At 42.2% G+C, this 26,242-nt stretch carries 30 protein-coding genes; 12 read left to right on the top strand and 18 right to left on the bottom strand.

What is annotated here, in order from left to right:
* Positions 1-55: 55 nt before the first annotated feature.
* The 4 genes from BQ4305_RS15705 to BQ4305_RS15690 form a co-directional block, all read right to left on the bottom strand.
* On the bottom strand, positions 56-748 hold the full coding sequence (locus BQ4305_RS15705; RefSeq protein WP_110928646.1) for a response regulator: 693 nt from the start codon (positions 746-748) through the stop codon (positions 56-58).
* Positions 720-2,351, bottom strand: a complete 1,632-nt coding sequence (locus BQ4305_RS15700; RefSeq protein WP_110928645.1) for an ATP-binding protein — start codon at positions 2,349-2,351, stop codon at positions 720-722. The genes BQ4305_RS15705 and BQ4305_RS15700 overlap by 29 nt, the downstream gene beginning before the upstream one ends.
* A 199-nt stretch (positions 2,352-2,550) precedes the next feature.
* A complete protein-coding gene (locus BQ4305_RS15695) occupies positions 2,551-2,769 on the bottom strand; it encodes a hypothetical protein (protein WP_110928644.1) in 219 nt (72 codons plus the stop codon).
* Between the two features lie 111 nt (positions 2,770-2,880).
* Positions 2,881-3,471 carry a peptidylprolyl isomerase gene (locus BQ4305_RS15690; protein WP_110928643.1) on the bottom strand — a complete coding sequence of 197 codons (591 nt, stop codon included), beginning with the start codon at positions 3,469-3,471 and terminating at the stop codon, positions 2,881-2,883.
* A 173-nt stretch (positions 3,472-3,644) separates the two neighbouring features.
* Between BQ4305_RS15690 and BQ4305_RS15685 the strand changes: the two genes are divergently transcribed.
* A complete protein-coding gene (locus BQ4305_RS15685; protein WP_110928642.1) occupies positions 3,645-4,031 on the top strand; it encodes a kinase-associated lipoprotein KapB in 387 nt (128 codons plus the stop codon).
* A gap of 40 nt (positions 4,032-4,071) precedes the next feature.
* On the opposite strand, the gene kapD is transcribed toward BQ4305_RS15685, so the two are convergent.
* On the bottom strand, positions 4,072-4,692 hold the full coding sequence (gene kapD / locus BQ4305_RS15680) for a 3'-5' exonuclease KapD (RefSeq protein WP_110928641.1): 621 nt from the start codon (positions 4,690-4,692) through the stop codon (positions 4,072-4,074).
* A gap of 236 nt (positions 4,693-4,928) precedes the next feature.
* Here kapD and BQ4305_RS15675 point away from each other — a divergent pair, with 236 nt between their 5' ends.
* Positions 4,929-6,791: a transglycosylase domain-containing protein gene (locus BQ4305_RS15675; protein ID WP_110928640.1), complete on the top strand. Its 1,863-nt coding sequence runs from the start codon at positions 4,929-4,931 to the stop codon at positions 6,789-6,791.
* A gap of 426 nt (positions 6,792-7,217) precedes the next feature.
* Here BQ4305_RS15675 and BQ4305_RS15665 read toward each other — a convergent pair whose 3' ends face one another.
* Entirely contained in the window at positions 7,218-7,775 is a 558-nt protein-coding gene (locus tag BQ4305_RS15665; protein WP_110928638.1) for a DUF5366 family protein, read from the bottom strand.
* 494 nt (positions 7,776-8,269) lie between these two features.
* Here BQ4305_RS15665 and BQ4305_RS15660 point away from each other — a divergent pair, with 494 nt between their 5' ends.
* The 7 genes from BQ4305_RS15660 to mnhG are packed head-to-tail and all read left to right on the top strand — an operon-like array spanning position 8,270 to position 14,005.
* Positions 8,270-10,663: a Na+/H+ antiporter subunit A gene (locus tag BQ4305_RS15660; RefSeq protein ID WP_110928637.1), complete on the top strand. Its 2,394-nt coding sequence runs from the start codon at positions 8,270-8,272 to the stop codon at positions 10,661-10,663.
* Between the two features lie 2 nt (positions 10,664-10,665).
* Entirely contained in the window at positions 10,666-11,091 is a 426-nt protein-coding gene (locus BQ4305_RS15655; protein WP_110928636.1) for a Na(+)/H(+) antiporter subunit B, read from the top strand.
* Positions 11,091-11,432 carry a Na(+)/H(+) antiporter subunit C gene (locus BQ4305_RS15650; protein WP_110928635.1) on the top strand — a complete coding sequence of 114 codons (342 nt, stop codon included), beginning with the start codon at positions 11,091-11,093 and terminating at the stop codon, positions 11,430-11,432. Before BQ4305_RS15655 ends, BQ4305_RS15650 begins: the two co-directional genes overlap by 1 nt.
* Positions 11,425-12,906 carry a Na+/H+ antiporter subunit D gene (locus tag BQ4305_RS15645; protein ID WP_110928634.1) on the top strand — a complete coding sequence of 494 codons (1,482 nt, stop codon included), beginning with the start codon at positions 11,425-11,427 and terminating at the stop codon, positions 12,904-12,906. Before BQ4305_RS15650 ends, BQ4305_RS15645 begins: the two co-directional genes overlap by 8 nt.
* 4 nt (positions 12,907-12,910) lie before the next feature.
* Positions 12,911-13,387 (top strand): Na+/H+ antiporter subunit E, encoded by a 477-nt coding sequence (locus BQ4305_RS15640; protein WP_110928633.1) that lies wholly within the window; start codon positions 12,911-12,913, stop codon positions 13,385-13,387.
* A complete protein-coding gene (locus BQ4305_RS15635) occupies positions 13,387-13,671 on the top strand; it encodes a Na(+)/H(+) antiporter subunit F1 (RefSeq protein WP_110928632.1) in 285 nt (94 codons plus the stop codon). The genes BQ4305_RS15640 and BQ4305_RS15635 overlap by 1 nt, the downstream gene beginning before the upstream one ends.
* Positions 13,655-14,005, top strand: coding sequence for a monovalent cation/H(+) antiporter subunit G (gene mnhG / locus BQ4305_RS15630; protein WP_110928631.1), 351 nt, complete (start codon positions 13,655-13,657; stop codon positions 14,003-14,005). Before BQ4305_RS15635 ends, mnhG begins: the two co-directional genes overlap by 17 nt.
* A 63-nt stretch (positions 14,006-14,068) precedes the next feature.
* Here the strand turns inward: mnhG and BQ4305_RS15625 are convergent, their stop codons facing one another.
* The 5 genes from BQ4305_RS15625 to pxpA all read right to left on the bottom strand — a co-directional run bounded on the left by BQ4305_RS15625 (position 14,069) and on the right by pxpA (position 18,328).
* Positions 14,069-14,452: a hotdog fold thioesterase gene (locus tag BQ4305_RS15625; RefSeq protein WP_407640169.1), complete on the bottom strand. Its 384-nt coding sequence runs from the start codon at positions 14,450-14,452 to the stop codon at positions 14,069-14,071.
* A gap of 115 nt (positions 14,453-14,567) precedes the next feature.
* Positions 14,568-15,560 carry a 5-oxoprolinase subunit C family protein gene (locus BQ4305_RS15620; protein WP_110928629.1) on the bottom strand — a complete coding sequence of 331 codons (993 nt, stop codon included), beginning with the start codon at positions 15,558-15,560 and terminating at the stop codon, positions 14,568-14,570.
* Positions 15,557-16,300 (bottom strand): 5-oxoprolinase subunit PxpB, encoded by a 744-nt coding sequence (pxpB, locus tag BQ4305_RS15615; protein WP_110928628.1) that lies wholly within the window; start codon positions 16,298-16,300, stop codon positions 15,557-15,559. The genes BQ4305_RS15620 and pxpB overlap by 4 nt, the downstream gene beginning before the upstream one ends.
* A gap of 33 nt (positions 16,301-16,333) precedes the next feature.
* Entirely contained in the window at positions 16,334-17,476 is a 1,143-nt protein-coding gene (locus BQ4305_RS15610) for an NRAMP family divalent metal transporter (protein ID WP_110928840.1), read from the bottom strand.
* 84 nt (positions 17,477-17,560) lie between these two features.
* On the bottom strand, positions 17,561-18,328 hold the full coding sequence (gene pxpA, locus BQ4305_RS15605; RefSeq protein ID WP_110928627.1) for a 5-oxoprolinase subunit PxpA: 768 nt from the start codon (positions 18,326-18,328) through the stop codon (positions 17,561-17,563).
* Between the two features lie 359 nt (positions 18,329-18,687).
* Here pxpA and BQ4305_RS15600 point away from each other — a divergent pair, with 359 nt between their 5' ends.
* Positions 18,688-19,158, top strand: a complete 471-nt coding sequence (locus tag BQ4305_RS15600; protein WP_110928626.1) for a DinB family protein — start codon at positions 18,688-18,690, stop codon at positions 19,156-19,158.
* Here BQ4305_RS15600 and BQ4305_RS15595 read toward each other — a convergent pair.
* The 6 genes from BQ4305_RS15595 to BQ4305_RS15570 all read right to left on the bottom strand — a co-directional run bounded on the left by BQ4305_RS15595 (position 19,144) and on the right by BQ4305_RS15570 (position 23,414).
* Positions 19,144-19,368 (bottom strand): hypothetical protein, encoded by a 225-nt coding sequence (locus BQ4305_RS15595; protein WP_110928625.1) that lies wholly within the window; start codon positions 19,366-19,368, stop codon positions 19,144-19,146. The genes BQ4305_RS15600 and BQ4305_RS15595 overlap by 15 nt on opposite strands.
* A 94-nt stretch (positions 19,369-19,462) precedes the next feature.
* On the bottom strand, positions 19,463-19,870 hold the full coding sequence (locus tag BQ4305_RS15590; RefSeq protein ID WP_110928624.1) for a GNAT family N-acetyltransferase: 408 nt from the start codon (positions 19,868-19,870) through the stop codon (positions 19,463-19,465).
* Complete coding sequence (locus tag BQ4305_RS15585; protein WP_110928623.1) at positions 19,867-20,640, bottom strand: IclR family transcriptional regulator; 774 nt, start codon at positions 20,638-20,640, stop codon at positions 19,867-19,869. Before BQ4305_RS15585 ends, BQ4305_RS15590 begins: the two co-directional genes overlap by 4 nt.
* A 315-nt stretch (positions 20,641-20,955) precedes the next feature.
* A complete protein-coding gene (locus BQ4305_RS15580) occupies positions 20,956-21,540 on the bottom strand; it encodes a 5' nucleotidase, NT5C type (protein WP_110928622.1) in 585 nt (194 codons plus the stop codon).
* Positions 21,540-22,667, bottom strand: a complete 1,128-nt coding sequence (gene ribD, locus BQ4305_RS15575) for a bifunctional diaminohydroxyphosphoribosylaminopyrimidine deaminase/5-amino-6-(5-phosphoribosylamino)uracil reductase RibD (protein WP_110928621.1) — start codon at positions 22,665-22,667, stop codon at positions 21,540-21,542. The genes BQ4305_RS15580 and ribD overlap by 1 nt, the downstream gene beginning before the upstream one ends.
* Positions 22,668-22,679: 12 nt before the next feature.
* The gene (locus BQ4305_RS15570) at positions 22,680-23,414 is read right to left on the bottom strand and encodes a GTP cyclohydrolase II (protein WP_110928620.1); all 735 of its coding nucleotides are present in this window, start codon (positions 23,412-23,414) and stop codon (positions 22,680-22,682) included.
* 193 nt (positions 23,415-23,607) lie between these two features.
* Here BQ4305_RS15570 and BQ4305_RS15565 point away from each other — a divergent pair, with 193 nt between their 5' ends.
* Positions 23,608-23,985 (top strand): YuzC family spore coat inner layer protein, encoded by a 378-nt coding sequence (locus BQ4305_RS15565; protein ID WP_110928619.1) that lies wholly within the window; start codon positions 23,608-23,610, stop codon positions 23,983-23,985.
* A gap of 60 nt (positions 23,986-24,045) precedes the next feature.
* On the opposite strand, the gene BQ4305_RS15560 is transcribed toward BQ4305_RS15565, so the two are convergent.
* Entirely contained in the window at positions 24,046-25,548 is a 1,503-nt protein-coding gene (locus tag BQ4305_RS15560; RefSeq protein ID WP_110928618.1) for a leucyl aminopeptidase, read from the bottom strand.
* Between the two features lie 208 nt (positions 25,549-25,756).
* On the opposite strand from BQ4305_RS15560, the gene BQ4305_RS15555 reads away from it, so the two are divergent.
* Positions 25,757-26,239: a divergent PAP2 family protein gene (locus BQ4305_RS15555; protein WP_110928839.1), complete on the top strand. Its 483-nt coding sequence runs from the start codon at positions 25,757-25,759 to the stop codon at positions 26,237-26,239.
* The last annotated feature ends 3 nt before the right edge of the window (positions 26,240-26,242 follow it).

Genomic DNA, 26,242 nt, shown 5'->3' with positions numbered 1-26,242 from the left:
AAAACCATTTTGCATCTTTTGTTTATTTTGTTCACATAAAAAGAAGCGTGTTACTTCACGCCTCTACAGAAGTTCTTTTCATATATTTACGTTCAGGACGTCCGATTCCATACTCTACTTCTGCCTTGCATAACTGTACAGATATCAGGTATTCCAAGTATCGTCTGGCGGTTGTTCTCGAGGCTCCTATCAGGGCTCCTGCCTGTTCGGCAGATAAGCCTCCCGCTGTTTGTTCCAACACCTTTATTACCTTTTTCAACGTAATTGGATCAATTCCTTTCGGCAGCTCTTTCTCCCTTTCTTTCATTTTGGGAGCATGATTAAATAAATCATCCACAAATTGCTGGTTGAGTTCTTTAGAAGAACTCAACAGCCTTTTCTTATTCAAATAATCCTGTATAGCCTGATTGAACGTTTCGATGGATACAGGTTTAATCAAAAAATTTTCCACTCCATATCCTAATGCTTTAGAAAGAACCTTTTTATCAGCAGCCGCTGTAATCATAATAATATCCAGTTCTTCAAACCTTTCTCTTAAAACAGGAAGAAGATCAGATCCAAGCTCATCCGGCATATATACATCTAAAAGCAGCAGATCAGCCCTTTCCTTTTCCAGCACTTCCAAGGTTTCCTTGGCTGTCAGTGATTTAGCTACTACTTCAATCTCCCCGAATCTTCCTAAAAACTTCTCATGAAGGCCGGCCACACGAAAATCATCCTCAGCGATCACTGCTCTGATTCTCTTCATCCATTCCCCTCCCCATCTTTTTCGGCAGATATACGGTAAAGACTGTCCCATCATTTTGAGAGCTTTGCACTTCAATAACGCCCTTCAGTTCCCGTACAGCTTTATTTGCATTAAAGAGACCATATCCACTGGGACTTTCTTTATCCCTGGAAGAGAATCCTTTTAGAAATATGGAGCTTTTCTCTTCATCAGATATTCCATGCCCATTATCACTCACCTCAAAAATGATGTCTTCACCGATATCTGTTGCAAAAAATGTGACATGCGGCTCCTCTTTTTCTGTTACTGCCTCAAATGCATTGTCAATCAGATTTCCAAGAATAAGGATAAGCTGGCTAATGGATATATGGGCGGGAAGCTCTTCTAAAAAACTCTCGGCATCCATTTCAAAATTTACTTTTTTCTCAGATGCCTTACCGAATTTACCTAATAAAATGGCTTGGATTTTTCGGTCTCTTATCTGCTCAAACAAAATTTCATTTATATGCTGCAGTTCCTCCGTTTCATGCTGAATCATGGAAATAGCTTCCTCATATTCCCCCAGCTGGAGCAGTCCTGAAAGCACATACAGTTTATTTTTAAATTCATGGTTTTGAGCTCTTAAATCCTCTGAATGCATCCTTACCTCAGAAAGGGTATTCACCATGTGTTCAAGCTCTGTCTTATCCCGAAAGGAGGCAACCACCCCCTGGATCTTGCCTTCTCCATATATAGGTGTGCCGTTTACGATAATCGTTTTATCTTTCCAAACCAATTCCTGATCGGCCTTTTGATTCCCCGTTTTCAATACTTCATATAATAAACCGGATGGAAACAGGCCATCCACCTTCAAACTGCGCACCCGTTCATGAATGCCAAGCAGTCTTTTAGCAGGCATATTCATACTGGTAATCATTCCTCCTGCGTCAATAGAAATGATCCCTTCCTTTACGGAATGCAGTACCGCTCTTTTCTCTAGATATAGATTGGCAATTTCATACGGTTCCAGTCCCATTGTTTCCTTTCTAATGTTCCTCGCAAGAAGAGCACTGCCGATGAAGGAAAGAAGAACTGCTGCTGCTGAAAATAAAAGCTCTCTCGATAGATCCTTCATAATTTGGCCGTTCACCTTTTCCACAAGAAATCCGGCCGACACGATGCCGATCACCTTTCCTTCTTTATCAAAAATGGGAGATTTTCCTCTTAAGGAAAGACCGAGCGATCCTTGAGCCTCAGATATATAATAAGTACCGGCAAAAGCCCGGTCATTGTCACCGCCCATCATTTTTTTCCCAATTTGAGTTTGATCCGGATGTGAATAACGAACTCCATCCAGATTTCCAACCACAATAAATTCGGCTCCTGTTTCCTTTCGGATTTTATCTGCAAGAGGCTGAATTTCAGCTGATGGGTTCTCACTGTCAAACGCTTGAATAACAGTCGGCATAAAAGAGACGGTTTTGGATATTTCTAAGGCAAGCCTCCCCTTATCTTCCTTGATTTGCTGACTTTCCATATAAGCATAAAAAGCAGTTAACAATATGATCAGGAGCAGACTTAATGTCATGACCAGCCCTAAGATTTTATGCCGAAGTGATAGTTTTCGGTTCTGTTTCGCTTTCATCCAATGGGTTCCCCCGTTTTCCATATAACCTTTCTAAAAAGCATACATTTATCGCAGAGTTCAAAAGGAAGCGCATACAGAAAGCGTTTCCTGTCTTGCCTGCTTTGAAAGTATGCTGACTCTCTACTGTTTCCTAATCTGGATTACTGACTTTGAAAATTGTTTTTAGCTAATAAAGCTGTAAACATCCAATCGAAGTTTATTCATGGCGTTTTTTTCTTTGATGACGGTATCTTTTATTGATCTGTTCTTCTATTAGTTTGGTTTTTTGCTCTTCTTTTTTTGAATAATTCATAATCAGCTTCATTGTCACCACTGCAGCAAGCAGAAAGATGATGCAGGTGATTGCGGCGGGAATATACTCTGTTTTATCTTCAGGAAAATATAGAAATAAAGCCAAATTAGCCTGATAAGCCATATTCAGCACGTCCCCCCTTTTACTTGCCATTTCCATTATTATAACAATTCAGATAACAAGAGACTAGAAAATCAGGCAATAAAAAAAGAAAGGCGATTGCCTTCCTTCTTCTTATACCAATTTAATCCCTTTAATAACAATATCCTCGGCGGGTCTGTCACCAGCTGCTGTTTCTGCATTAGCAATTTTATCAACAACGTCCAGCCCCTCAACTACTTGTCCGAATACTGTATGTTTATGATCAAGCCAAGGTGTGCCGCCTTTTTCCATATAAGCTTTTATGATATCTTCAGGATAGCCAGCCTGTTTCATTTGTTCACCCATCCGGACATCAACATGGGGTGCCTGTACGATAAAGAACTGGCTGCTATTTGTTCCAGGGCCTGCGTTTGCCATGGAAAGGGCACCTCTTAGATTAAAAGCATGCATAGAGAATTCATCTTCAAAAGGTGCTCCCCAAATGCTTTGTCCTCCCATTCCGGTTCCTTGAGGATCTCCGCCCTGAATCATAAAGTCCTGAATGACTCGGTGGAAAATGATTCCTTCATAATAGCCATTTTCAGCATGTGTAAGAAAATTTTCTACTGCTTTAGGAGCGATTTCAGGGAACAATTTAATATGAATATCCCCCATTGTTGTCTGCATGATGACAGCTTTTTCATTTTCAGCCACTGCAGCCGATAATTGCGGATAATTTGTCATTTGACTAACCTGCCTTTCCTTTTCACCATAATTGTTACTTCATCATTGTTAACCTACATTTGACACTTTACACGATTTCCCTTTAAAAATCATCTTTTGGAAATCAGGCTGGTTTATTGTAAAATTCCTGCAAGCTTATGTATGATGGACATAAATAGAAAGGTGGAATACATATGTCAGAAGAAACGATTCAAATCGGCCAAACAGTCCAGGCATTTTATAAAACGGGGAAATATATCGGCGAAGTAACAGCCATCAAACCTTCTGCCTACCTGGTGAAGATTCTCGCTGTCATCAATCATCCCATGCAGGGAGATCTGCACAATCCTAAACAGACGGATGTATCCATGTTTCATCAAAGACGTGCTCTGGCTTATCGAGAACAAACAAACGTCCCTCTAAACATGGTTAAACCATACACAGAAGAGATACCAGAATACGAAGAATCATTGAAAGCTGCCGTTGCAAAAATGAAAGGAAAACTGACGGCTGAGGACACAGAGTGGAACCAAATGAGTCTCAGGCAAATCGAAGAATTAGAGAAAGATTACTTTAAATAATTCCATGATAAAAGCCAAATCATCCATCATGATTTGGCTTTTATAGAACCAGCTGGTTCATCACCTTTGATAAATCGACCCGATCCCCAATAGTAGTCGGTTCATAATTCTCCATATAGCTTTTATCCTTTTCCACCAGTTTGAATATATTATAGGTGGTCAGCGCATCATCAAGCGCCCGGTGATGCTTGCCTGTCCCCTCTTTCCCATAGGCCTGTACCGCTTTCCATAAGCCCGTTTGATTTTGATCCCCAAAAAAGCGTTTGTATTCCATACACAAATCAATTTGCTTTCCTTTGAACGGGAATTCCAAGCCGGCTTTATAACAATTCTTCTTCAAAACTTTCATATCCATATTTCCCCATGTAACGATCGCTGTTTTGCCATTGTGATCATGTTTGCTCAGCACGGCGACAAGCTCTTCAAGCGGTATTCCCTGTTCAACCTGTGCTTGGGATATGTTCAAAAATTTTTTACACCGCTCGCTCAAGGATGGAAAGGCCGATGGAGCAACAAAGGAGGAAAACTGTTCGATCACCGTCTCGCCTTTGACCAGTACATAGCCAACTTCAATGATTTCAGGATAAAAACCAGCCGGATTGGCTTTTCCTTCTGGCATCGTAAATTCAAAATCAATGAACAAATACTGTCCTTCTGTCATCTTTCTCCCTCCATTTCGATTAAATTCATGTTGGAAAATCTTTAATTAAGTGCTTTTTATTATAACAGAATATTTAAAATTCATAGTCATCTTTTTTAAAAAACAAGGACCTTTTAACCATGAAAATATTCCTTTATATGGATGTGATTTTGAATTATGATAGGTTCATATGTCAAAAGTTTTATCATAGAATGTATTCACACATATTAAAAATATATTAGTAAGGAAGTTGGACTATGCGTAAGGTTCTTGGTTTCCTCATGATTGGCACATTTATTCCCATTTTATCCGTGTTTATATATCTAACCCTGAAGGAATGGTCCCAGTCAGTCAGCCTGAATGACCAATTGGATAAGAAAATATCTCCCTCCACACTCTCTCTTCCCGAAACAAGTCAGATCCTTGCCGGGAATGGACAAGTTATCAGCGAGATCAGCCTGGAACAAAAGCGGATCATGCTTGAGGATCAGGAAATACCTGCTTTCTTAAAAGACCTATTCATCATCAGTGAAGACCGAAAATTCTACTCCCATGCCGGAATCGACCTATCAGCTGTAAGCCGGGCATTGATTATCAATTCCCAAAGCGATTCCATTGAACAGGGCGCCAGTACCATTACACAGCAGCTGGCCCGCAATATTTATCTAAATACAGAAAAAACATATAATCGGAAGCTGTCTGAACTGCTTTATGCTTACCAACTGGAGAGAGTCTTGTCCAAACAGGAAATTCTCAGTCTCTATATCAATACTATTTATTTCCAAAATGGCGTTTATGGAATCGAAGCAGCATCACAGTTTTACTTTAGCAAGAAGACCCAGGAATTAACTCCTGCTGAACTTGCTTTTCTTGCAGCTATTCCGAATAACCCTGAACTGTATAACCCATTAAAGCGTTTTGATTTGACCAAGAAGCGGCAAGAACGTCTTCTTTTGCAAATGCAGCAGGAAGGAAAGCTGTCCAAATCAGAGTACTCGCAATTGGTCAAAGAGAAAATCGTGCTGCAGCTTCAGCAGAAGAAGGATGAATATCCAGATTATGTGACATATGTTCACTATGAGCTTAAAAAACTGGTCGCCCAGAAGGGGGGCCTATCCAAGCAGCTTGCTTCCAAGAACAGTCAAGAGAGGAATCTCGCTGAAAAGCAGCTGGATGATAAAGTTTCCCAGCTATTAAACTCTGGCGTCAATATCCATACTGCACTGGATATCAGACTTCAAACAACAGCCAAGCAAGCCATACAGAGCAGGCTGCAGCACTCAGATATTGAGGGTGCTTCAGTGGTTATACAGCATCATACGCACCAGCTTGTCTCTTTGATTGGGGGAAAAGATTATAAAAAAAATTCTTTTAACCGTGCTTACCAAAGCTATAGACAGCCTGGTTCAGCCATCAAGCCGCTGCTGGATTATGCCCCATACTTTGAAAAAACGGAAGCCCCTGTTTCCCAGCTTGTCAGCGGCGGGCGCTATTGTACACAAGAATTCTGCCCCCAAAACTATGGAGGCGGAGTATACGGCATGGTATCACTTAAAAAGGCATTTGCCAACTCATATAATACACCTGCCATCCGGCTTCTGGAACGGACCGGAGTTAAAACCAGCTTTGGCTATCTTCAGCCTTTCCAATTTAAAATGGTAGATGAAGAAGATTACAGACTGACTGCCGGCATTGGGGGATTTCGCTATGGGATGAGTCCCCTTGAGCTAACAGATGCTTTCACCTCTTTCGATAATGGTTTATATCAGCCTGCCCATGCGATCCGTAAAATCACAGACCGGAAAGGCAAAACGATTTATGAATGGAAAGAAGAGCCTGTGAGGGTTTGGAGTCAAGACACTGTGAGCAAAATGAGAGTGCTTCTCCATGAAACAATGGTCGCCGGAACAGCCAAGAAAGCCTATTATTCTTCAGACTATATTGGAGGAAAAACGGGAACAACAAATGACATTAAAGATATTTGGCTTGTCGGTTTAACGGAAGACTATACAACCGGAGTCTGGATGGGAAAGGACACACCAGCGACCCTTCAGTCCATATACTCCTCCGCTCCGCATATGGCAGCCTGGAAACAAATCAGCCAAGCGGCCGCAAAGTGAAGATGCCTGCTCTCACTAACGGCCGGCAATAAGCAGGACAAAGGAAAGAAAGCTTCGCTATTCATACTGAGGTTACAAGCAGAATTCATTCATTTATGGTTCTGCTTTTTTTTATAGCCTTTAACTTTGTTGAAAGCCGCAGGAGCCCGCGGAAAGCGAGCCCTGAAGCGAAAATCAGTAATACTGCTCTCCTCTTTCATAACACTAATTTGTTGAGATCTATAGAAGATTTGTGACTTTTTATCGTTGAAGCGGAAGGAGCGAGACTCCTGCGGTATTAGCGAGTCCATGGGAGATCCCGCAGGAGCCCGCGGCGAGGAAGCTCCCGGGACCGCCCGCGGAAAGCGAGCCCCTGAAGCGAAAATCAGTAATACTGTTCCTGCACATACACCTCAAACAGTCCTCCTTTCATAAGCCGGACTGTTTTTATATAGGCAAGCTTGCCATTAAACCATTGTATAGCTTAACTGCTGTATACGTTACAATAGACAGAAAAGCGGACCACAAGAAGATATGAAAGAAAATCACCCCGACAATCCCCGCCAGACCAAGACTGCCGCTCACCTTATATACAAAATAAAAAAAGGCAATCAAATTCGTCAAAAGAAAGATACAGACCATCCCTATTATGGAGGCAGCACTCATCAAACAAACAGCCCCGCCCAATACATAAATGACAGCTCCCAATCGGAAGCTCGTTAAAGATTTCCCCTCTGATTCCTTTGAAAAAAACAATAAAGACAATTCAATATTCGTATCTGAAATTAACTTCAGAGCAGAAAACAGCATAAAGAAAATCAGCAGGAAAACGATTAATAAAGATACTTTAATTCCTGTTTCAGAAAAGAACTCAAGCATGCCCTGATAAACTCCTAATTTATCAAACCATATAAGCACCTGTGACTCACCGTAAATCGCAAACGAAAGACTGAACAACAATATAGAAAATAAAGGGAAATAACCAATTAAATATGTATTCTTCATCACTAAACTCCATTTTTATTCTTTATGGTTATATTATCGTCTGAAGATAAAAGAATATAAATATTAAGTTTTTTTTCAAAAATAATGGTTATTTTCATGAATAAACAAAAAAATTTTAAACAAAAATCGCTATGTTTCTACCTATTTAATAAATTTTAAAAGGGCGGCCATCTAGCGGCCTGCCAATCATGCAAACTATTTTTTTATACGTTATACTTTTAATAAGGCTGTAAAGAGAGCATGTTTTTAAATAACTTTGCTCTAAAAGGAGGGAGTATCTTAGAGAGAAAGCTAAGCATCCATGAAATAGTGATGGCTCCTCTTGCTCAGGCTGCATCCAAGTTTACAAAATAAAGCCTTTAATAATGAGAGCTGTCTATACAGGTAATAAAATAGCGGGTCTTGCTTTATTCTTGGTTGTTTTCATAATTTCTTCCCAAAGGCACACAATATATGGATAAACAATCGGAACAAAAAAAAATAGGAGGGAGTCTATGTCTATACTTCATTGGGCTATTTTTTCGCCCTTTATACTGGCCATACTAGTGCCTTTGTTATACAAAAGGGTCGGCCGAATACATACGGGATGGTTTGTCCTTGTTCTGCCAGTTTTACTTTTTATTTATTTCTTTCAATTTATCTCTGTAACAAGCATGGGGGATTCGATAAGAGAAAATGTTTCTTGGATCCCAACTCTTGATATTGGCATTGATTTCTATATTGACGGTTTAGGGCTCTTATTCGCTTTATTGATAACTGGAATTGGATCGCTTGTTATCCTGTATTCCATCTTCTATTTATCGAAAGAAAAAGAGAAACTCAATCAATTTTATGTGTACCTTCTCTTATTCATGGGTGCCATGCTTGGAATCGTCCTTTCTGATAACCTGATTGTTCTCTATATGTTCTGGGAATTCACCAGTTTGTCTTCTTTCTTGCTGATTGGCTATTGGAATGAAAGGGAGAAATCAAGAAACGGTGCCCAAAAGTCCATGCTGATCACTGTATTTGGCGGTTTAAGCATGCTCGGTGGTTTCGTCATGCTGGGATTAATGGGCGGGACCTTTAGCATCCGGGCCTTAATTGCGGAATCAGGATCATGGACAAGTCATTCATTATTCATTCCTGCCATGCTGCTTATCTTACTTGGTGCTTTCACGAAATCGGCACAATTTCCTTTCCACATCTGGCTCCCAGATGCAATGGAAGCTCCTACACCGGTAAGTGCCTACCTGCACTCAGCTACTATGGTTAAGGCAGGAATCTATTTGGTAGCCCGGCTCAGTCCGATTTTTGCCCAAATAGAGCTCTGGTTCTGGATTGTTTCGATAGCCGGGCTTCTCACCTTATGCTGGGGTTCCTTCTTTGCTGTTAAACAAACTGATTTGAAAGGAATTCTTGCCTTTTCAACTGTAAGTCAGCTTGGACTTATCATGTCACTGCTTGGCTTAGGGGCTGCCGCACTCCATTATGATGGACTGGACGACCAGCTTTATATGGCGGCAACCGTTGCAGCCGTTTTTCATCTGATCAACCATGCGACCTTCAAAGGCAGTCTCTTTATGGCCGCAGGTATAATCGATCATGAAACAGGAACCAGGGATATACGAAAGCTCGGCGGATTAATGACCTATCTGCCCGTTACTTTTACCATCACGGTTATCGGTGCTTTCTCAATGGCCGGGCTTCCGCCATTTAATGGTTTTCTTAGTAAGGAAATGTTTTTCACCAGCATGGTTAATGTAGTAAACCTGAACATATTTGATATGGAAACGTGGGGCTATCTCTTCCCTGCTGCAGCCTGGATTGCCAGTATTTTCACTTTTATTTACAGTATGATCCTGCTGTTTAAAACCTTTACAGGGAAAGCGCAGCTGGACAAGCTAGAGAAGGAACCGCATGAAGCGCCGATCGGGATGCTTATTTCTCCCATAGTGCTTGCAGCACTCGTTATCACGTTCGGTCTCTTCCCGAACATTTTGTCAACAACGCTTATTGAGCCGGCTGTTTCCAGCATCCAGCCTGCGGCAGACCACTTGCATGTGCATATTTCGTTCTGGCATGGTTTTGGAACCGAAGTATGGATGACCATCGGAGTAATTGTGCTGGGCATTCTTTTGTATCTGTCACTGTCTAGATGGAACAGCATCTACCATATCGTTCCGGAACGTTTTTCTTTAAATGCATTATATGATTCCATCTTGAAAATGGTAAACAATGGATCCGGTTTTATTGCGAAAGCTGTCATGAAAGGTTCCATCCGCTCTTACTTAATCTATATTTTTGCATTCTTTATTTTGATGATGGCTTTTTCGCTTTACCACAAAGGTGCTTTTCGTATGAATACGGAAAATACGGCTCCAATCGGAGTGTATGAAATTATTTTGGCCTTGGTTATGATTATTGGTTCAATATCGATTTTATTTGCTAAATCCCGTTTGACGTCCATCATTATTCTTGGTGCAGTCGGTTATACGGTTGCTTTGTTTTTCGTCATTTTCCGAGCTCCGGATCTTGCCTTAACTCAGCTCGTTATTGAAACGATTTCTGTCGCACTGTTTCTTCTGTGCTTTTATCATTTACCAAAGCTCGCCAGCCGAAAAGAAGAACGGATGACCTTCAAGCTGAATAATGCTGTCATTTCAATCGGCGTCGGTCTTGTGGTTGCTTTAGTGGCCCTGTCTGCCCAAAGCCAGAAATTTTTTGCTCCGATTTCCAGTTTCTATTTGGAAAATGCATACAAAGAAGCGGGCGGCAAAAACGTAGTCAATGTTATCCTTGTTGATTTCCGCGGTCTCGATACAATGTTTGAAATCGCCGTTCTCGGAATCGCTGCCTTGGGTATCTTCGCTATGATAAAACTGAGGCTGACAAGGGGGAACAAATAACTGTGAGAAAGAATGACTTAATTCTCCAAACTGTAACGAAAGTCGCTGTTTTTATCATTCTGCTCTTCTCCGTCTCCATCTTTTTTGGGGGACATTATTCTCCCGGGGGCGGATTCGTCGGCGGGCTGATGACTTCAGCGGCGATTGTGCTTCTATTATTGGCTTATGATATTAAAACCGTTGCTGGAATACTTCCTTTTGATTATAAAATCGTGCTGGCTGTCGGTCTGTTTATCGCAGCCGGCACAGTGGCCAGTTCAATATTTTTTGATCTTCCTTTAATGACCCACGCCTACAGATACTTTGATCTGCCGCTGTTAGGCCATACTTCCTTGCATTCTGCCGTACTGTTCGATTTAGGGGTCTATCTGGTTGTGGTCGGTGTAACAATGACCATTATTCAAACGATAGGAGATGATGATGAATAATGGAGATCGTAATGGCAGCCGTTATCGGTATTTTGTTTATGTGCGCTACCTATCTAATGCTTTCCAAAAGTATCTTACGCATTATTATAGGTACATCGCTATTAAGCCACGGAGCTCATTTGCTTATTTTAACCATGGGGGGATTGAAAGGCGGATCAGTACCGCTTTTAGGTGAAGGAGCCAATTCATACGCCGATCCCCTCCCGCAGGCATTAATACTGACTGCAATTGTAATCAGCTTCGGCGTCACTTCGTTTTTGCTGGTTCTCGCCTATCGAACGTATCAAGAACTGGGGACAGATGACATGGAGCAGTTGAAAGGAAACGATACTCATGAGTAACTTAGTCTTCATGCCTGTTTTATGGCCTTTATTAACAGGCATTATCCTAGTATTTTTCTCTAAGCAGCCGCGAATTCAAAGAATTCTCTCCACAATTTCATTTCTTATTGGAATTTGGATTTCAGGAGTTCTCATCTACTCAGTTCATAATCTAGGCGTTATGACATTGGAAGTAGGAAGCTGGTCGGCACCTTTTGGAATCGTCATTGTCGCCGACATGTTAGCTGTACTGCTAGTATTAACAACCAATCTAATAGTGACTGCGATTCTTTTTTATTCATTCCGGTCCATTGGTAAAGAACGTGAATCCTTTTACTATTATCCTATGCTTCAATTTTTGATTGTCGGAGTAAACGGCGCCTTTTTAACAGGCGATATCTTCAATCTGTTTGTTTTCTTCGAAGTTATGCTGATGGCATCGTACGTCCTCCTAGTTCTGGGAGGAACCAGACCTCAGCTGAGAGAATCATTGAAATACATAATCGTCAATGTCCTTTCATCTGCGTTCTTTGTTATTGCGGTTGCCTTTCTGTATTCAGCCGCCGGTACCTTGAATATGGCTCAGCTGAGTCAGCGGATTGCAGAAGCCGGCCAGCCAGGAATATTTTCTGTGATAGCGGTCTGCCTGCTTATTGTATTTGGCTTGAAGGGAGCTATTTTTCCTTTATTCTTCTGGCTGCCAGGCTCTTATTATGTACCGCCTATTCCCGTCATTGCTTTATTCGGAGCGTTGCTTACAAAAGTCGGGATCTATGCCATCTTCCGAACGTATACCGTTATCTTTTATCATGATCAGGGCTTTACACACCAACTATTAATGGGGCTTTCCATCTTGACTATCATCGCCGGAGTTATCGGCGCCCTTGCTTATTGGGATGTAAAGAAAATCATCCTCTATAACATTGTCATTGCTGTGGGTGTCATTACCTACGGTATCTCACTGATGAATGAGGCAGCTATAGGCGGCGCCATCTTTTACATCATTCATGATATGCTGATCAAAGCGGCACTCTTCCTTCTGATCGGAATGATGATTAAAGCAAGCGGTACAGCCGACCTCCGGAAAATGGGCGGTCTTATACAGCAAAATCCTTATCTTGCGTGGACCTATTTCATAGCCGCCATCTCACTGGCTGGAATTCCTCCCTTCAGCGGCTTCACCGGAAAGCTTCTGATCTTGCAGGGAGCTGTTGAGGCAGATTCCTATATCGGATTTGCTGTCATTTTGTTATCAAGTTTAATGGTGCTTTACTCTGTCTTTAAAATATTCATGTATGGCTTCTGGGGGAAACCTTCAGAGACTCTGCTGCAGGTGAAAGAAAAGGATTGGGCACTTTTCATTCCGGCAGCCGCCCTGACTGGACTGTCCGTTATTTATGGTGTCGGAACCGAAGCTGTTTACCCTTATATCTCCCAAGCCGTTGATACACTGCTGGATCCGCAAATCTATATTGATGCCGTATTAAAGGAGTAATGATATGTCCTTTCAATTATTATTGAATGTTTTTCTTGCATTCATCTGGATGTTCTTAAAAAGTGATTATCATTTAAGTACGTTTGCCGTAGGCTACATTTTAGGTTTCTTAATCATGCTGGCCTGCAGAAATTTTTTCAATCAGCCCTTCTATTTAGGAAGAATTGTTGCGATCATTAAGCTCATTCTCATTTTTTTCAAAGAGCTTATTTTATCTAACATCAGTGTCACTAAGCTTGTCCTGAAACCAAGACTTGATATCCGCCCAGGGATTTTCGCTTTGGAAACCGAGCTTACTAAAGACTGGGAAATCACTACCCTGGCTAATCTTATTACCCTGACTCCTGGGACACTTGTAGTAGATGTTTCCTTAGATAATAAAATTCTCTATATTCATGCTGTTGACATTGCTGAAAAAAGAGAAGTCATTGACAGTATCAAAAATTCCTTTGAAAAGGCTATTATGGAGGTGAGCAGATAATGTTTGATCTTATTTTAAAAATCGCTTTAATTGCCATCTCTCTTGCTACTTTATGCTTGGTATACAGATTGGTTAAAGGTCCTTCTATGCAGGATCGAATCATAGCGCTCGACACAATTGGAATCAATTTAATCGCCATTGTGGCACTCACCTCAATTGTGCTGGACACTTATGCCTTTCTCGAAGCGATCCTCCTGCTCGGAATTCTAGCTTTCATTGGAACCATTGCTTTTGCAAAGTTTCTTGAGAAAGGAGAGATCATAGAACGTGAACGAGACCTTTAAAATTGTCTCCATGATCCTTATTCTGCTTGGCACTTTCTTAATCTTGGTAGCCACTTTCGGTATTTTGCGGCTCCCTGATGTTTATACACGCAACCATGCAGCCAGTAAAAGCACTACATTAGGAATCATGTTCATCCTGCTCGGTACTTTCCTATACTTTTACTACGAACATGGTCACTTCAATTCGCGGGTTCTGCTTGCCGTCTTCTTTATTTTGCTGACCAGCCCTGTAGCAGGCCATCTTTTAAGCAGATCTGCCTATTATTCCGGGGTGAAAATGTGGGACAGAAGTGTGGAAGATGATTTAAGTAAGGAGAAAGAAGAAAAAGATTAGCGTACAAATAGAAAAAGGGGGTTCAGAATCATCATTCTGAACCCCTTTTTCTATTTGTATAGGCTATTCCGGCTTATCAATCACTGCAAGAGTGCAGCGGGACACACTGATCAATCGATTTTGTTCATCCCTAATTTTGATATCCCAAACCATTGTCGTTCTTCCCTTGTGCAGGATATTTGCTTCTGCTGTCACTATACCTGAGCGTTTTCCTTTTAAGTGATTTGCATTGATTTCGATTCCTACACAGGCCTGTTTTTCCTGATCAATTAATTCAAAACCGCCTAAACTGGCAACGGTTTCTGCCAGAGCAACCGATGCGCCTCCATGGAGAAGTCCAAACGGCTGCCAAGTCCTTTCATCCACAGGCATTGTACCAACGACTCTCCCCTTTTCCAGCTCAGTAATTTTAATTCCAAGAGAATCAAGCAGCGTCCTGTTAACCATTCCCATCCTAAACACCTCTTCTAATCATACTTTTCTTCCATTTTAACAAACGATAAAAGGAAAGTGTGAAGAAATAGTTAGTTCAGGTCCTCTCATGGCCATGATGAAGGGTTTCTTATCCTTTCAGTTTCAAAGAAATAGCTGCTTTAAGCAGTCTTATCTTATTTTCCTGTTCAATCAATACACGTTCCGCCTCCTCCAAAGAGCAGAGAGCGAACCGCATGGATTGGCCAGGTCTCATCTGCCCAATTAACGGCAGATCAGCCGAAAGAATTTGAGCAATTTTCGCGTATCCCCCTGTTGTCTGCCTGTCTGCCATCAGAATGATTGGATTGCCGTCTGAAGGAACCTGAATCGATCCAAAGGACACTGCCTCTGATAAAAGCTCCTTCTCATCTATCCGTTTCAGCTCAGGACCCGAAATCCGATACCCCATTCGGTCTGATTGATTGGATATGGTAAATTTGCTGCTTTGAAAAAGCTGAGTGCTCTCCTCCGTAAAATCCTTGAATTGTCTGCCTTCAGTCACACGAATCACCGGTTCGTGACCAATCGGCAGAAATTCCGAATAGCGAACAGCCCAGTCAGCTGCTGCCTTTCCCGCTTTCTGCATTCTTTCAATATATATGTCAGCTGCAGCAGATGGATAGACATTCAGCCGATCGCCTGTTTGAAGAGCTCTTCCCTTAAATCCGCCTATTCCCGCTTTTAAGTATGTACTTCTGCTTCCCATTACTTCAGGTATTTTAAAACCGCCTGATACCGCAATGTAAGCTCTGCAGCCTGATTTGCAAAGGCCGAATTGAAGAATGGAACCTTTTTTTACAAACACCGGTCTCCACATAGGCAGCTCACAGCCGTCAACAGCGGGGGATAAATCGCCTCCTGTTACGGAAATTAGACAGTCCTTTTCGATTTCAATGACCGGTCCGATCAGCGTGACTTCCAGCACAGCCTGATTTTCCGGATTTCCCGTCAGAATATTTGCCATTCTGAGCGAAAAAGAATCCATAGCGCCGCTGACGATTACGCCATGCTGCTGATATCCGCTTCTGCCCAGATCCTGGACACTTGTCAAAAGCCCAGGTTTGAGGATTTTCATGCTCATACCTTCTCCCCCTTTTGTAAGGCTTCTTCATATTGGCGGGGAGTAATAGGATAAAATTCGACATAGTCTCCTGCCTGTATAAGGCTTGGCGGGTTCTCATCAGGCAAAAATAAGGCAGTTGGAGTTCTGCCGATCAGCTGCCATCCTCCCGGTGTGGAAATCGGGTAAACCCCTGTCTGCTCGCCTGCAATGCCTACAGAGCCTGCCGGAATCGATTTTCTCGGGGAAGAACGGCGCGGAGCTGCAATCTTCTTAGACATTCCTCCCAAGAATGGAAATCCTGGAGCGAAACCAATCATATAGGCCAGATACTTTCCTTGCGAATGTATCTCAATCACTTCTTCCGCTGTTAAGCCATTATGCCTGGCCACATCCCCCAAATCAGGGCCATACTTCCCTCCATAACATACAGGTATGGCAATCGTCCTGGAATTAAATTCATGCACTTCAGTCTCCCGGCTCAGCCTTGTCTCCAGCGTTTGCTGTACTGTTTCATAAAGGGTTTCAGCACCTGTCTGTTTCTTTTTGCGTTCTGTATAGACATGAACCGGATCATAAAAAACCGTGACATTCAGAAAAGCCGGAACACATTCTATGAAACCTGCAAATGGATGATCCTCAAGAGATTTCATGAATCCCTTAATCCTTTTCAGTGTGTCCTCATTGATTTCCTTACCAAAGGTCACCACAATCGCTGAATCACCAAGAGGAGTCATATCATAAGTATGCCGTGCTGTCATTATTACTCCTCCTTTCTTTAAAGAGAAATCATTTTAACTAAATAACAACGGAAGCTGTTTGCTGATTGTATAGATCCCCATTAAGGCCATAGCGATGACTACCAGGACTCCTCCAATAGATAGCCATAAAGGATGTTTATAGTCACCGACAATGCTTTTCTTATAAGCAGCTATCAATAAAGTGCCTAACGCAATCGGAAGGATAAGTCCATTAAGAGCTCCTACCAGCACCAAAACCTTTACGGGCTGTCCAATGAAAAGGAAAGCCACACAAGAAAATAAAATGAAACCGATGGTGATCCAGTTCGAATTCCGATTCAATTTTTCATGGAAGGTTTTAATAAAACTCACAGAGGTATAAGCAGCTCCTACTACCGAAGTAAGGGCAGCCGCCCACATAATGATCCCAAAAATTTTGTATCCGACATTCCCTGCTGCAAGCTGAAAAACAGAGGCGGGCGGGTTATCTGGGTTAATCGCAAGGCCTTGCGATACCACCCCAAGCGCTGCCAAAAATAAGGCAATCCGCATGATTGATGTAATCAGAATCCCTGTTACAGAACTCTTTGTGACTTCCGGAATAGCAGCCTTCCCCTTTACTCCGGCTTCAAGCAGTCTGTGCCCGCCGGCAAAGGTAATATATCCCCCTACTGTACCTCCGACTAACGTAACGATCGCAATGATATCAATCGTATCCGGTGCAAAGGTTTTCACCACGGCTTCCCCCACTGGAGGAGAAGTCTTCCAGGCAACAAAAACCATTAATGCAATCATGACAAATCCGGCAATCTGAGTAACACGGTCCATTACTTTTCCGGCTTCTTTTACGACAAAAATCAGGATGGCAATTACCGCACTGATTGCCGCACCCACTTTTGGGGATACCCCTAAAATGACATTCAGCCCTAAGCCTGCTCCTGCAATATTCCCGATATTAAAAGCAAGCCCTCCTAATACGATCAGCCCGGCGATGACAAATCCAAGTCCCGGGAATACCATATTGGCAATATCCTGTCCGCGTTTCTCGGATACAGCAATAATCCGCCAAACGTTTGTCTGTGCAAATATATCAAGAATAATAGAAATCAGGATGACAAATCCAAAGCTTGCTGCAAGACTCTGGGTAAATACCGTTGTTTGTGTTAAAAAACCAGGCCCGATTGCTGATGTTGCCATCAAAAAGGCCGCACCAAGCAATAAAGACCAATTTATTCTTATTTTAGAGTCCTGCTTTCTCTCCAATAGTTTCCCGCTCCTTTTTTATAATTTCGCCGATATCGGTTTTATCGATATTCCGGCCTCTTCAAGAGATTGTTTAATATTTTTTGCAAACGACAGGGCATGCTCCCCATCTCCATGAATGCAAATCGTATCTGCTTTCAATACTACTTCACTGCCTTGCTGTGAAAGAACTTTGTTCTCTTTCACCATCCGGATCACTTGTGCAGCTGCTTCCTCATCTTTATGAATCAGTGCTCCCTTTTCATTCCGGGATGTCAACGAACCATCTTTCTGGTATGTACGGTCTGCAAATACTTCACTGGCTGTCTGCAAACCCGCTTCCTTGCCTGCCTTGATCAATTCACTGTTGGACAGGCCAAACAGAATCAAGGCAGAGTCAATTCGATAGACTGCCTCCGCAATGGCCTTGGCCAGAGCAGCATCCTTCGCCGCCATATTATACAGCGCTCCATGGGGCTTTACATGCTGTATACGGCCGCCTTCAGAACGGACAAACCCATATAGAGCCCCTATTTGGTAAACTGTCATGTCATAGGCTTCCTGAGGTGTAATATTCATGTTCCTTCTGCCGAAGCCAATTAAATCTGGAAGCCCTGGATGAGCCCCGATCTGAATCCCTTTTTCCAAAGCAGTTTTTACGGTTTTTCGCATGATGGAAGGATCACCCGCGTGAAAGCCGCACGCTATATTAGCAGAAGTGACATAGTCTAAAATCTCTTCATCATTCCCTATTGTATACGCGCCGTAGCTTTCTCCCAAATCACAATTCATATCTACTCTTTTCATGCCTCTGCCCCCTTAGTTCCGAAATTCGGAATTGAAGAATCGTTTTTTGGATTATAAATAATAGGCTACCACGATTTTTATTTTTCGACAATGTTTTATCAGAATATTGTCTTTATTCTTACCCTTTTCCTGAAACTGGATACAGACTGTCAAAAATGGTACCTGGAGTCCATATGGAACTGACATTCACTTATTAGCAAAAAACTCCATCATCCCGTTCTGCTTCTAAAAACAAGAAAAAAAGGATCCGCGGACCCTTTTTCTAGTATCTTTATATTGGACAGAAATATAACCGTAAGCCTTTAGTTAGTATATAATCATGTAAAAGGAACAGAAATCAGCAGATTAAGGAGGAACCGATGAACATTTACTGTAAAAGCGCATTAAACCAAATTAAAATAGCCATAAATAGTACGGCCGAAATCATAGACCAATTAAACGAAGAGGATATGGAAAAAAGGCCCTCACCCGATAAACATTCTATAGGGGAATTATTGGAGCATATTGCGATGATTTGCAAAGCAGATCTTCTGATTGCAAACGGAGCGACTCAAGCAGAAATGAATCAATTTTATTCATCGGTTTCATATGATCATTTACATGCCATAAGGGACAGTCTCTTTGAAAATTATCAGCTGCTTAAAGAAACCTACATGCAGTGCACCGAAACAGAACTTCAGCAAACTGTTACTGCTTATTGGGGGACAGCCTATTCAAGATATGAATGGCTGTTAGAAATCGCAGCACATATCTATCATCATCGAGGCCAATTACACGCCATACTTGTTCATTGTTACAAGAAAGACCCGCATGTATTACTGTTTGACTAAAGATTCATCCTTGTCGCTTATTTTCATAATGAAAGGTACCAGTATCAAAAATAACAGACTGATAGATCCTAAAGACATGACAGCCAGAGTATCAGAGGACATATATTGTTTAGTCCCGCATGCAGGACATGCTTTTCCATACTTTGAAAACCCAAGAGACCAAATATCTTTTACTTTCCATTTATGATGACAATTCGTACAGCGTGCCAATAAAACCCCACCTTATTATTTGAATAACATGGATGAATCCAAAAAGGATTTAAAGCTGTACTTTCATCCATGTGATAAAAATCCCCGGCTCTGCTTACCTTTCTTTTTGTGTCAGGAAGCCACATCCCTTATACAGATTAATTGCAGGAATATTTAAAGATCCTGTACTTACCCATACACTGCTTCCTGCTTCTAGACTTTGAAGAAAATGATATAAAAGATTAGAAGCAATACCTTGTCTGAAGTACTGAGGGTGCACAGTCAATCTGCAAATCTGATATACTCCTTCACCGTATAAGTAAGATAAAACTCCTTTCAATTTGCCCGCAGCCATCCATCCTATAAAAATTTCCTCCGTGTTAACAATCGTATCAACCGTATCTTTTAAAGCTGGTATCTCATTGAAGCCGATGAGCTCTGCTTCCACTTGATATGCAGGGGTTTGAACAGCAAGGATTTGTTCAGCAATATTTCGATCACATGTATCCAGTGCCACTATCATTCTTCATTCCTCCCGCCGTCCTTTCTTTGTACACCGCCCATCCTTTTAGAAATCTTTTCTGCACTTTCCTTCACTTGTCTGATTAATTTCGGAAGCCGCTCCTCTTGATACCGTGCTTCTATCCCGGCAATACTGATGCCTGCAATAACCTGTCCATCACTGTTAAAAACAGGTGCACTGACGGATGCCGTATAATTTTCAAGTTCGGAACGACTGATGGAATATCCGAAGTCCCTGGCTTCACTCAGACGTCTTTTCAGTTCCTTTTTGTCTGTAATCGTGCCAATTCCAATCGGTACAAGATCCACCCGGCTCAGGTAAGACTCTAACTCATTATCTTCCAAATAGGCCAGAAGGATTCTTGAATCTCCTGCATACAGAGGAGATCTTCTCCCTACAGAAGTATAAAGCCGTACCGGCTGCAACGTATCAAGCTTTTCAATATAAATGGCTTCATCTCTTTCTCTAACCAGCAAATTGACTGCTTCTTCTACCTGATCCCTCAGTTCTTTCATAACCGGCAGAGCTATTTCCCTGATATCCAACCGTTTTGATACTAGCTGTCCAAATTGAAGAAACAGCAAACCAAGTGAATAAAATCCATCCTTATTCTTTTCAAGGAAGCCCATTTCCTCCAAAGAACGTACCATCCGATGCAATGAGGTCTTAGGCAAAGCAGAATGCTCCACCATCTGATTGAATGTTAACTTAGGATGATCCAGAAAAAGATTTAGAACCTGCATGGACTTTACAACGGTTTTATTTGGCATTTTCCAGTCTCTCCTTAGAAGATAAATTCCGTCTATTTCCACTCTTTCTGCCCTTATTATAATTGTTTAAATGGAAATGAGGAAGATACAGCTCTAAAAAAGTAAAAGCGCTTTCTTGCTGTGTGCACCTTATTTAATAAGTGCGGAAGGTCTTGTTCTAAACAAGATAGGAAGCGCGGATATATCATCATGGAAATGGGCTTTATTTCTCTTCTTAACAAAATAGGCCTGGACATAAAAATATCAAATTTCTCACAGAGAAATTTGATATTTTGGGGCTTATGCTGTATGAAATTCCATTTCAGAATGGCTTACTTAGGGGGTATTCTGCTTTTGATTTTCAGTAACTAAGGTTTTTAATTCCGACCACCGTCTCAATCTGGGAAGGTCAATCATCTGGTTATATCCATTGTCGATGGCAATTATGGCTGTCGTTAATCCTCCCAGTGTGCTCAGTACAGCCGGTTTATCATCGAAGTAATAATCCAGCTTCAGATTGCGGATGATCTCAATCTTTTCTTCATCCTTCATCCCGCAATAAAAATGACTGTCCTTCACAGGGAATCCATTCTTTTTCATCCACTCTCTTGTCCGGACAGCATGTTCAGCCTTTCGGGCCGTAATATAAAAAATGTCGTGCCCATCCTGTTGCAGCTTCTGGAGAGCCTCAACAGCTCCCTCAAAGGCCGGACAGTCCGTATAATAAATCTCTTCAGAAAGGCTTTGCCACATTTCACTGCCTTGCTTCGAATCCAACCCAAACGCTTCATGGATTTCAATCGTTTTAAGAGCGTGAAAAACGTCTTTTCCCACAGATTTATTTAATTTCTTATTATATAAATCGAAAGCATGACCGCGCAGATCGATTAATGTATCATCAATATCAAAACCGAATCTCATTATCCCTCATCACTTCCGATCTCCTCAGATTCTTTTACCGGATAGGCAGTAATACAAAGATCCTTGCCAACCATCTCCACTTTTTCAATATGCAGATCAGCTGCTGACTCCATGGAATTAACATCTGCGCCGGCGAAAGGAGATAAAGAATTCCGGCCGCCAAGTATTTTAGGTGCGATATAGATAAGAAACTTATTAATAAGGCCTTCCCGAAGGAAAGAGGCATTTATTTCTGCTCCGCCTTCTACCAAGATATCTGTAATCCCGTTCGCATACAGCTTTTCCATAGCGGCATGCAAATCAAGAACCCCCTCTTTTTCTGGGACATGAATCAAAACAGCTCCCTTTTGCCTAAGGAGTTCCGCTTTTTCCGGGTCAGCATTTTCTCCGGTAACAATCCATGTCTTGGCATCTGAAGCATCCATGACTGCGGCATGCAGCGGCATTCTCAAACGCCTGTCCATAATCACACGGATCGGGTGTTTGCCATTGCCCTCGGGAAGACGCGTGGTCAAGGATGGATTATCCGCTAATACCGTTCCTATTCCTACAAGAATAGCATCCACTTCATTCCGCAGCCTATGGACCGAATGACGCGCCTCTTTCCCCGTCACCCATTTAGACTGACCATTATGTGCTGCAATCTTTCCATCTGCAGTCATCGCATATTTTGAAATGATGAACGGACTGCCTGTCTGCATATTATGAATAAATCTTTCATTCAGCTTTTTTGCCTCTTCTTCCAGAATTCCGACTTCCACTTCAATCCCGGCATTCCGAATCAGTTCAATTCCCCGGCCGGCCACTTCAGGATTGGGATCCTGGGCTGCCACCACCACCCGGCTCACTCCTGAATCCTTCACCAAGTTGGCACAAGGGGGAGTCTTTCCATAATGGGAACAAGGCTCTAATGTCACGTATAGAGTCGCACCTTTTGCATAGTCGCCTGCCATCCTGAATGCATGGACTTCTGCATGGGGTTCTCCCGCTTTCCTGTGAATGCCTGTACCGGCTATCACACCGTCTTTCACAATCACCGCTCCTACAACAGGATTAGGATTGGTCTTGCCTTTCGCGCTGGAAGCTAAGTCCAGCGCCATCTGCATATAATATTGATCCATTGTCATGAACAGCACTCCTTATACCGGAAGCGGAATATGTCCGGATTTCTGTACCTTTGTATCTAGATAAAAGCGGTTATCATCTGTAAGTCCGCCCCATAATGGAATATGGGAGTCTGCGGTCAGTCCATGCTTTTTCAGAGCCTCCAGCTTTTTCGGATTATTCGTAATGAGTGTTACGGGCTTTTTCCGAAGCACCTGCAAAATCTCGATTGCATACTCATAGGAACGGGTATCATCCTCAAAGCCTAATGCCTGGTTAGCTTCGACTGTATCATAGCCCTCTTGCTGCAATAAATAAGCCAATGATTTAGAGAACAGGCCGATGCCTCTCCCTTCATGGTCGGCTAAATAGAATAGCGCTCCGCTTCCATGCTCCACAATCATTTTCATCGATTGGTGCAGCTGGTATCCGCAATCACACCGCTTACTTCCGAAAATGTCCCCTGTATGGCAGATACTGTGCATACGGATCAGCGCCTGTTCAGATTTTTTAAAATCACCAAATACAAGAACAGACGACTGCTGCCCAAATGCTAAATTGGCAGAGGCAAGCGATTCAAGCACGGCTTCTTCATTTGATAGATCCGCACTGACTTCCATCCAGGTATACCATTGGAATACGGCAGAGAACTCCCCTTGCTGAACTGGAAGCTTTACCGGACCTACAAGACACAGTTTCTTTCCTGCCTCCGTCTCAATCATGTTCATTTTATCTATTAAAAGGTCTTTCGTTTGTTCCGTTATATTCATATAATCACCTTATTTTTATAGTATGGACTCGCATGAATCAAATGTAAGAAAAAGTATATTACTATACAATTTAAACGTCAATGAAACAGCATATGCTGCTTCATACTGATCTATACTCGATTTCATCCAGCATATTCAGCAGCATCTACTCATAGTTTAATGTAAAAATAGTTGTGAAGGGGAGAATAATTTTTTGGAGAATCTTCCTGATTTTTTTCATTATCATTTCACAGAAGAAAAGAGGAGCCTTCAGTCAATCGATTTTCATTTCCGGCCGATGCCGGCGGCCAATCCCGATTTGCTGATTCAGGCAGCAAAATCGGCTCAAGTTCTTTTAGATGACATAAGAAAAGTCATTAATACTTTCGCTTCTTCCAAAGATTTTTCAAAGCGGGTTATGGAAGCAGCACAAGATTCAAAAAAAGACACAGTGACGAATATGCTGCGAAAAACTGGTATTAAAACCGTGCCGGATGTTTCTTTCACCCCTGATGGCCTTCGAATGGATTTTCGTGCACAGGCCAAAGATAATGTGCGTATGATTATCAGTCTGAAATGGAATGAATTTTAACTATTTATAATAAAGACGACCGGAGCCCGGTATTTGAACCGGTTCCGGTCTTCGATAGCTTTATTCTTCCGTTCCAAACCTTTCAACAGCCAAGGCAAGTGTCCTTGCCATAACACCGGTTGCTCCTGAAGGACCCAAATCAGAGCTTTGGGATGCAACAGAGGTTCCTGCAATATCAAGATGCACCCATGGCGTCTTCTCGGCAAATTCGCCAATGAAGGCTCCTCCCATGATGGCATGCCCGGCACTTCCTGGCGAATTATTTAAATCCGCAATCTTGCTGTTCCGCACACGTTCTTTATCCTTTTCCGTGATCGGCAGTCTCCACATTGGTTCTCCTGCTTCATAGGACGCCTGCAGAACTTCCTCGAACCATTCTTCGTCATTTGTCATCGCACCGGTCATGTCGTTTCCTAACGCTGTAATGACGCCCCCTGTTAATGTGGCGACATCGACAAGATAATCCGCCCCATGCTGTTTCGCATATGTAACGGCATCTGCCAGCACCAGCCTGCCTTCCGCATCTGTATTAAGCACTTCAATGGTTTTTCCGCTCATGGCTGTAATGACATCATCCGGTTTAAATGCCGTGCCGCTGATCATATTGTCTGTAGAAGGAATAACCGCTACGACATTTTGCTCCGGCTGAATTTCACCAATGATTTCCATGGCTCCAAGCACAGCTGCGGCACCTCCCATATCTGTCTTCATACCAACAATCCCGGATTTCGTTTTAATCGAATATCCGCCTGTATCAAAAGTAATACCTTTACCAACCAGGCCGATAACATCTTTCCATTCATCCTTGCCCTGATATTTCAGAGTAATCATTTTGGGCGGTTCTGAAGATCCTTGATTTACAGCAAGCAGTGCTCCCATGCCCAGCTTTAGCATATCTTCTTTTTCAAGAATTTCCGCTTCAAAACCATATCGTTCTGCCAATTGAATCGCATAGTCTGCCATATCAGTAGAAGTAAGTAAATTCCCCGGTGTATTCACAAGGGTTCTGGCTGAATTGACCGCTTTGCCGAATACCCGGCCGACTTTAAGAGAAGCAAGGATCTCTTCCTGATCATATTCAGTTACAATTGCAAATTCCTCGATCGTTTTATCAGCCAGATTCGTTTTCTGTTTATAGCCGGTAAATTGATAAGCTGCCAATTCAAACCCTTCTGCAAAAGCATGAGAAGCATCCAATTCCTCGACTTTTTCTGTTACAAATGAATCAAGCGCAAGCAGAAGTTTTGTCAGCCGCATCTCTTTAACTGCTTTGGCAGCCTTTCCGAAGGCCTCCCGAATCGTTTCGAATGTCAATTCCTTCTCTTTCCCCAAACCGACAAAAACGAGCCGTTTTATTCCTAATTTTCCAAGGGTATGTACTTTCACAATCGATTTTTTCTTTCCTTGGATATCTCCCGCTTTAAATAATTCAGTCAACTGTCCGTCCATTTTCTCGTCAGCTGTTTGAATCACTCCGGTGAATGGAGCCGGTTTATCAAAAACACCTACTACCATACATTCTGCAATCGTATCCAAATTAAATTCTTTGCTAACTGTATACATCGCCATCACTCCTTATTTTCCCTTTCATTATAGTCGATACTTTCTATAAATACGAATCATAGCGAGCAGAAAGGCCTCCAATTGTTTAGAGTAGGGAAAAATGGAGAAAAAGAAAGTATAGCTTCCTTTTGAAATCCAGGCAGGAATTATGGATCAGGAATGGAAGTATTACATTCAACCGATATTTTTGGAGAAAGTAGGCGAACTTTTGGAACTTTTATTTAATTTTCCTTTAATAGCAGCATTGGCTGCCATCTTCTTTGCTCAATTTGTTAAAGTCCCTATTCATTTCATTGCTCTGCGCAAGCTGGACTGGTCCCTGCTGACATCCACCGGGGGCATGCCAAGCTCTCATTCAGCAGCTGTCACAGCTTTGGCTACCGGAGTCGGTCTCGAAACAGGATTGGATTCACCCATCTTTGCAGTTGCGACCATTTTTGCTGTCATCACGATGTTTGATGCCACCGGCGTCAGACGCCAGGCAGGTGAACAGGCCGCTGTTTTAAATCAATTGGTCATTGATTTTAACCTTTTTGTAGAGCAGGCTAAAAACTGGCAGAAAAAAGAAGAAGAGCAAAAACAAAAACAGCTTAAGGAACTGTTAGGCCATAAACCGATCGAAGTATTTTTCGGGGCACTGACCGGAATATTCATCGCTCTCTGCCTCCATTTTTTTGTCTTTGAAGGGTAGGGT

This window comes from Bacillus massiliglaciei (assembly GCF_900098925.1).
GTDB lineage: Bacteria > Bacillota > Bacilli > Bacillales > DSM-1321 > Peribacillus > Peribacillus massiliglaciei.
The sequence above is the reverse complement of the archived record's forward strand: the minus strand, read 5'-3'. Positions and strand labels throughout refer to the sequence as shown.

Coding starts and splice junctions, on each gene's coding strand:
- pxpB (WP_110928628.1), bottom strand. CDS start 16,300: ATGACAGCACGGCATACTTATGATATGACTCCTCTTGGTGATTCAGCG.
- BQ4305_RS15570 (WP_110928620.1), bottom strand. CDS start 23,414: ATGAATATAACGGAACAAACGAAAGACCTTTTAATAGATAAAATGAAC.
- kapD (WP_110928641.1), bottom strand. CDS start 4,692: ATGACAGAAGGACAGTATTTGTTCATTGATTTTGAATTTACGATGCCA.
- BQ4305_RS15645 (WP_110928634.1), top strand. CDS start 11,425: ATGAGTAACTTAGTCTTCATGCCTGTTTTATGGCCTTTATTAACAGGC.
- BQ4305_RS15660 (WP_110928637.1), top strand. CDS start 8,270: ATGTCTATACTTCATTGGGCTATTTTTTCGCCCTTTATACTGGCCATA.
- BQ4305_RS15705 (WP_110928646.1), bottom strand. CDS start 748: ATGAAGAGAATCAGAGCAGTGATCGCTGAGGATGATTTTCGTGTGGCC.
- BQ4305_RS15590 (WP_110928624.1), bottom strand. CDS start 19,870: ATGATAGTGGCACTGGATACATGTGATCGAAATATTGCTGAACAAATC.
- BQ4305_RS15675 (WP_110928640.1), top strand. CDS start 4,929: ATGCGTAAGGTTCTTGGTTTCCTCATGATTGGCACATTTATTCCCATT.
- BQ4305_RS15640 (WP_110928633.1), top strand. CDS start 12,911: ATGTCCTTTCAATTATTATTGAATGTTTTTCTTGCATTCATCTGGATG.
- BQ4305_RS15665 (WP_110928638.1), bottom strand. CDS start 7,775: ATGAAGAATACATATTTAATTGGTTATTTCCCTTTATTTTCTATATTG.
- pxpA (WP_110928627.1), bottom strand. CDS start 18,328: ATGAAAAGAGTAGATATGAATTGTGATTTGGGAGAAAGCTACGGCGCG.
- BQ4305_RS15600 (WP_110928626.1), top strand. CDS start 18,688: ATGAACATTTACTGTAAAAGCGCATTAAACCAAATTAAAATAGCCATA.
- BQ4305_RS15585 (WP_110928623.1), bottom strand. CDS start 20,640: ATGCCAAATAAAACCGTTGTAAAGTCCATGCAGGTTCTAAATCTTTTT.
- BQ4305_RS15560 (WP_110928618.1), bottom strand. CDS start 25,548: ATGTATACAGTTAGCAAAGAATTTAATTTGGATACGATTGCAGAATGT.
- BQ4305_RS15700 (WP_110928645.1), bottom strand. CDS start 2,351: ATGAAAGCGAAACAGAACCGAAAACTATCACTTCGGCATAAAATCTTA.
- BQ4305_RS15690 (WP_110928643.1), bottom strand. CDS start 3,471: ATGACAAATTATCCGCAATTATCGGCTGCAGTGGCTGAAAATGAAAAA.
- BQ4305_RS15580 (WP_110928622.1), bottom strand. CDS start 21,540: ATGAGATTCGGTTTTGATATTGATGATACATTAATCGATCTGCGCGGT.
- BQ4305_RS15635 (WP_110928632.1), top strand. CDS start 13,387: ATGTTTGATCTTATTTTAAAAATCGCTTTAATTGCCATCTCTCTTGCT.
- BQ4305_RS15685 (WP_110928642.1), top strand. CDS start 3,645: ATGTCAGAAGAAACGATTCAAATCGGCCAAACAGTCCAGGCATTTTAT.
- BQ4305_RS15695 (WP_110928644.1), bottom strand. CDS start 2,769: ATGGCTTATCAGGCTAATTTGGCTTTATTTCTATATTTTCCTGAAGAT.
- BQ4305_RS15650 (WP_110928635.1), top strand. CDS start 11,091: ATGGAGATCGTAATGGCAGCCGTTATCGGTATTTTGTTTATGTGCGCT.
- BQ4305_RS15625 (WP_407640169.1), bottom strand. CDS start 14,452: ATGGTTAACAGGACGCTGCTTGATTCTCTTGGAATTAAAATTACTGAG.
- BQ4305_RS15620 (WP_110928629.1), bottom strand. CDS start 15,560: ATGAGCATGAAAATCCTCAAACCTGGGCTTTTGACAAGTGTCCAGGAT.
- ribD (WP_110928621.1), bottom strand. CDS start 22,667: ATGACAATGGATCAATATTATATGCAGATGGCGCTGGACTTAGCTTCC.
- BQ4305_RS15610 (WP_110928840.1), bottom strand. CDS start 17,476: ATGGCAACATCAGCAATCGGGCCTGGTTTTTTAACACAAACAACGGTA.